This window comes from Streptosporangium sp. NPDC048047, from assembly GCF_040653115.1.
In the GTDB taxonomy this organism is placed as follows: Bacteria; Actinomycetota; Actinomycetes; order Streptosporangiales; family Streptosporangiaceae; genus Streptosporangium.
Genome location: NZ_JBEZNH010000132.1, coordinates 1 through 2,073 on the forward strand (window position 1 = coordinate 1; position 2,073 = coordinate 2,073).

1 protein-coding gene is annotated in these 2,073 nt (G+C 70.3%); it reads right to left on the reverse strand.

The annotated features are described in order from the left end of the window. On the reverse strand, positions 1–1,953 hold a 1,953-nt coding region (locus AB0D67_RS39050), incomplete at its 3' end, for a beta-L-arabinofuranosidase domain-containing protein (protein ID WP_362947476.1). Positions 1,954–2,073: the final 120 nt, after the last annotated feature.

The window sequence follows — 2,073 nt, forward strand, 5'->3', positions numbered from 1 at the left end:
CACCAGACCGGTGGTGACGTTGGCGATCCGCACCCAGCCGGTCGGCGTGGGACCGCCGCCGCCGGTGTTCCAGTAGACGGCGTAGTTGTACCCGTGGGCGTCGTAGAAGGGGCCGAGGTTGACCGTCGCCGAGTCGGCGGTCGCGGTGAAGGCCAGGGTCGTGGAACCGGTCCTGGTGACGGACGCGGTGTTCAGGGCCGGCGGCGCCGACAGCGCGGTGTTGCCGTAGTTCCCGGACAGGACGACCGGGCCGTAGGCGATCGCCTGGATGCCGGGGTTGTCGTTGGCGGGCTTCGTGAGCACCCGCATGGGCAGGCGCACGGTGACGGTGTCGCCGGAGCTCCAGGAACGGGTGAGGACGGCGTACGTCCCGGGGGTGGTGTCCACGTTCTGCTGGGCGCCGTTGACGCTGATCGTGGCGCCGGTGGTCCAGGCGGGGATGCGGACGCGCATCGTCCACGACCCGCCGGCGTCGCCGGTGACCTGGAGGGTGGTGGTGTCGCTCACCGGGAAGGACGTCGTCTGGGTGACCGTGATGCCGCGCTGGGTCCAGTCCAGCGTCGACGGCACGAACAGGTTCACCGTCAGCGTGGTGCCGTTGTGGAAGTAGATGGAGTCCATCAGCCTCGTGTTGACCTCCACCCCCGTCCCCTGGCAGCACCAGAACGAGTTGTAGTCGGTGCTGTAGGTGCCGCCGCCCCACGCCGGGCCCACCCCGCGGCGGCCGCCCGGCTTGAGCGGGGTGAAGTAGGTGACGTGACCGTGGCCGTCGGCCGGGTTCTGCGCGCCGACGACGTGGTTGAGCAGCGCCTGCTCGTAGAAGTCGAAGTACGCGGCCCGGTCGGGGTTCAGCAGCCACAGTTCGCGGGTCAGGTTGAGCATGTTGACGCTGTTGCAGTGCTCGCAGGTGTCGTTGGCGAGGTAACCGGCGATCGCGTTGGGGGCGCGGAAGTGCTCCGCCTGGCTGTTGCCGCCGATCGCGTAGGTGTGCGCGCCGACGGTGATGTTCCAGGCGTTGACGGCGATGTCCCGGTATCGGGTCGTGCCGGTGGCCTTGTACTCGCGGGCCGCGCCGATCCACTTGGGCACCTGGGTGTTGGCGTGCAGGCCGTTCAGCTGGTCCTGGTTCGACGCCAGGGGGTTGAACACGGCGGCGTGGTCGAACCGCTGGGCGGTGATCATCCAGCGGGTGTCGCCGGTCTGCTGGTACAGGTCCGTCAGCACCGCGTTCATGCCGCCGAACTCGGTGCCCAGCATGGCCTGCATCTGGCTGCCGCTCAGCCTGCCCGTCCGCCAGTCGACCCAGCCGGCGAGCGCCAGCAGCACGTCGCGCGCCTGGGTGCTGCCGATGAGGCGCCACACGTCGAGCAGACCGGTCATGGTCTTGTGGATGCAGTAGTACGGCACGTTGCCGTTGTTCAGCGTGCGGGCCTCGAGGGCGGTGAAGTCCGACTCGGGGAAGCCGGACAGGTACCCGGTGTTGAATCCGGCGGCGCCGTTGTTGGCCTGGCACCTGGCCATCTCGGCCACCATGCGGGTGGCCTTGTCCCGGCAGACGGTGTCGCCGAGTACGGCGTAGGCCTGGGCCCACGCGGTGAGGAAGTGCCCCTGCGCGTGGGTGCGGAACGGGAACGAGGGGGCGTCCCAGCCGCCGTTGGCGGCGGCGCCGCCGGTGGACAGCCGGTGGTTGGCGCGGAAGTTGTACAGCAGCCGTTCGACGTCGACGAACCGCAGGTACGACAGCGTCCGGTTCTGGTTGTCCATCAAGCGGCCGGCCGTCAGCCGTACCTGCCCGAAGTCGAACGGGTACGCCGACACGCCGATGTCGGGCCGCGCCGGGGCGACCGCGGCGCGGGCCGTGCCGGTGCCGCCGATCTGGCCGGCGGTGGAGGCGACGACGGCGACGCCTGCGGCCTGGAGCAGCCGGCGGCGGCTGAGGGGGGTGGATGACACGTGAGCCTCCTGGAGGGTGGGGGGTCGGACGGGCGCGCGGGCCGGAGGCGGCCGCGCGGTGGTTACGGTCAGCTCGCGGTGATGGTCCACTGGTTGTTGGTGCTGTTGTTCGGGGTCCAC